Consider the following 3,325-nt stretch of genomic DNA (forward strand, 5'->3'; position numbering starts at 1 on the left):
GACAAGAGTAAGGCGCTCGCCTGTCAGACGAAAGTCAAAATGACTTAATTCGCTGCGTATAACAGGTCGCGCTTCTGGAAGTAGGCATCGATGGCACGCGCAACGGCGGCAGCGGTTTTCGACTGGCCTGAAGCCGAACTCAGCCGCACCACATCACTGCGATTTGTCAGAAAGCCGATCTCGAGCAGGACAGCCGGCACATCCGGCGCCAGCAGCACGAAAAAGTTCTCCTGCCTGTGGCTGTTGCGCACGATCGGGCCTGCTGCGGCAAGCTCAGGAATGAGCAGTCCGGCGAAGATCGAGGAATTGGACTTGGTTTCGCGCTTGATGAGGTCTGCCAGAATGCCCGAGACTTCCAGCGGTGTGCCATCCTCGATCGGAAGGTCCCAGCCATTCGTCTTCGCCGTGCCATCGACACGCCGCTCCCCGCGGGAGGATAGTGTGTAGACCGAAGCGCCGGACACGCCTGAATTGCCTGCCGCATCTGCGTGCACCGAAATGAACAGGTCCGCGCCCCAGTCGCGCGCCATCGAGACCCGGTCCTCGTGATCGACATAGACGTCGGTCTCGCGCGTCAGATGCACCTTGTAGCGCGGGTTCTTTGCCAGAATCTCCTTCAGCTTCAATGACGTGTCGAGCACGATCGCCTTTTCCCGCTTCTGGGTGTGGCTTGAAGCGCCTGGATCCTTACCGCCATGGCCCGGATCGATCACGATGACGTATTGGTCGGGCCGCGCGGCACTGAAATCGCCGCTCATGCCCCCCTGCCCCCGCTTTGCAGCCATCGAGGCGACAAATGCCTGACGGTCTTCGAGGTCCTGAGCGGCCGCCCTATCAAAACGCACTGGCGCGACACGGACGAGATCAATGACCAGCCGGTGCTGGCGTTGAACCGTGGTCGGCGCGAGATCGAGGGCGCGCGACACCATCATCGGCGTCGTAAGATTGAATATCACCTCGCCGTCGCGAATTTCATAAGATTCCACTGCCCCGCCAGGCGGAGGTGTATCGGCGTCAGACAGGACAATTGAGTGCGGCAGCATGACGGCCACTTTGCGCGATCCAGCGTCCTCCGCGACAAAGCTCTCATGCGGCACATCAGCGTCCGCCACGAGCGTGATTCGGGTATGCTCGGTATCGCCTGTCACTGTGATGGCGCTTACATTGCCGGCAAGGGCGACCGGCGCTGCAATCAAAACAGCGACAACGACAAAAATATATCGAAGGCTCAGACTCACCTGATCACCCTATCCATTCAGTTCCCACACCGATAGCTGATCGCATAGTTAAGATTAATCGCGTATTTACCAGCAGCTCAGCGACTGTATTTTTTGAATTTGTGACATTTTGTTCTTTTCTTCTGAACCGGCTTTGGGCATGTTCAGGGAACCCCGGCTAACCGGGAGAAGCTAATCCCCGACAGGCGCGTGATCGAGCGTGATACCTCGCAGGCTGCCAGGTCGGAAACGGATACACAATTTAATGTCTCTAATGGCTCACATACATGCACACGATATAGCGCCACATGGCGCGCGGTGCGCTCTGGCCTTGAGACCCCCCAGAAACAATCCTGGCGTCTGCCGCAGAACCACTCTCCACCGAAGGTGGGCCGCGCCGCCAGTCTACAAGGCGAAAGCATATGAGCAAATTGATGCTAATCGATGCCGTTCACCCGGAAGAAACCCGGGTAGCGCTCGTTTCGAACGGTCAGGTCGATGACTTTGATTTCGAGACAACAGGCAAGGAACAACTAAGAGGCAATATCTACCTGGCGAAAGTCACTCGGGTAGAACCCTCCCTTCAGGCCTGCTTTGTTGAATATGGCGGCAACCGTCACGGGTTCCTCGCCTTCAGCGAAATCCACCCTGACTATTACCAGCTTCCCCAGGAAGACCGCGAGGCGCTGCTTGAAGATGCCGCGCGCGCCGCATCCGAGGCATCCGACGATGATCTCAACGCCGATGATCCCGATGAGGATATGGAAGGCGGCAAGGCGATCATGGGGGCCGCTGACGATGACGACGCAGACGGCGAAGACGATGACAGCGGTGATTCTGCAGAAAAACCCGCCCGCAGGAAAAAGCCAAGCAACACTCTGAAACGCTACAAGATCCAGGAAGTGATCCGCCGCCGGCAGGTGATGCTAGTCCAGGTCGTCAAGGAAGAGCGCGGCAACAAGGGCGCGGCGCTGACCACTTTCCTCTCGCTCGCGGGCCGCTACAGCGTTCTCATGCCGAACACCCCGCGCGGCGGAGGCATCTCCCGCAAGATTGCCAGCGGCGCTGACCGCAAGCGCCTCAAGGACATCATGTCGAGCCTCGATGTGCCGAACGGCATGGGCCTGATCGTGCGTACAGCCGGCGCGAAACGGACCAAGACCGATATCCGCCGCGACTACGAATATCTCCAGAAGCTCTGGGACAATATCCGCTCAAAGACACTCGAATCGATCGCCCCGTGTATGATCCACGAAGAAGGCGGTCTGGTTCACCGCGCCATGCGCGACATGTTCGACAAGGACATCGAGGAAGTCATCATCCAGGGCCAGCCTGCCTATCGTGAGGCCAAGGATCTCTCCAAGATGATCATGCCGACACAGGCCCGGAAGGTGAAGCAGTGGAAATCCAAGACCCCGCTATTCGTCTCCGAGAGCGTCGAGGACCAGCTCGATTCGATCTTCTCGCCTGTCGTCCAGATGAAATCGGGCGGCTATCTGGTCATCAACCAGACGGAAGCCCTCGTTGCGATTGACGTGAACTCGGGCAAATCGACCCGCGAACGCAATATCGAACAGACTGCCCTTCGCACAAATCTGGAAGCAGCCGAAGAAGCCTGCCGGCAGATGCGCCTGCGCGATCTTGCCGGCCTTGTCGTGATCGACTTCATCGACATGGAGGAGAACAAGAACAACCGCGCCGTCGAAAAGAAGCTGAAGGATTGCCTCAAGATTGACCGGGCGCGTGTTCAGTGCGGAAAGATCTCGCAATTCGGCCTGATGGAAATCTCCCGTCAGCGCCGCCGCGCGGGTGTCCTGCAGGCGACGTCTGACCCTTGCGATGCGTGTAATGGCACTGGCCGGCGCCGCTCTGTCCCGTCTGCCGCGCTGCAATTGCTGCGGGCGCTCGAAGCCCGCGCCTCGGGCGGCGGCCTGGCGGCGATCACCGTACACGCGCCGACCGAAGTCGCGCTCTACCTGCTCAACCGCAAACGCGAAGCGGTGACCGAGATTGAGGACGTAGCCGGATTTGCGATCTCCGTCCGCTCATCGGATGAATTGATGCCCGGCGACTTCAAGATCGATGCGGAGAAAGATCCGAACCAGAAG

The 3,325-nt window shown here is 58.9% G+C and carries 2 protein-coding genes; one reads left to right on the forward strand and one right to left on the reverse strand.

From position 1 onward, the window contains the following. Positions 1–44: 44 nt before the first annotated feature. Complete coding sequence (locus WA989_RS06160; protein WP_424339628.1) at positions 45–1,238, reverse strand: N-acetylmuramoyl-L-alanine amidase family protein; 1,194 nt, start codon at positions 1,236–1,238, stop codon at positions 45–47. A 401-nt stretch (positions 1,239–1,639) separates the two neighbouring features. Here WA989_RS06160 and WA989_RS06165 point away from each other — a divergent pair. Continuing rightward, on the forward strand, positions 1,640–3,325 hold a 1,686-nt coding region (locus WA989_RS06165), incomplete at its 3' end, for an Rne/Rng family ribonuclease (protein ID WP_424339629.1).

It is taken from the genome of Henriciella sp., from assembly GCF_049649345.1.
Taxonomy (GTDB): Bacteria; Pseudomonadota; Alphaproteobacteria; order Caulobacterales; family Hyphomonadaceae; genus Henriciella.